Origin of the sequence: Halomonas sp. ND22Bw, assembly GCF_003011945.1 — a bacterium.
Classification (GTDB): domain Bacteria; phylum Pseudomonadota; class Gammaproteobacteria; order Pseudomonadales; family Halomonadaceae; genus Halomonas; species Halomonas halophila.
Window position 1 is genome coordinate 1 of record NZ_PXWD01001385.1, and the last position, 251, is coordinate 251.

Genomic DNA, 251 nt, shown 5'->3' on the forward strand with positions numbered 1-251 from the left:
CGACGTGCTGAACGACCTGTACAAGCGGATACAGCGTGGCGAGGACGTCGATACCGGTCTGGTCGACGCGGCGATCGCGATGGCATCGGAACCCGTACTGGATGGTATCATCCGTAACGAGGCCGGCGATCGCGCGCCCGGCGTGATGATCCGCACACGCAAGAAGACGATCGTGCCGCGTACCGGCGCGCAGGCGCATTACATGCGCGAACTGACATCGAACGACATGATCTTCGCGCTTGGCCCGGCAG

1 pseudogene is annotated in these 251 nt (G+C 63.3%); it reads left to right on the forward strand.

Going from position 1 to position 251, the window contains the following annotated elements:
* Positions 1 to 251 (forward strand): annotated as a pseudogene (locus tag CVH10_RS22740) (PhoH family protein); the annotation flags it as partial.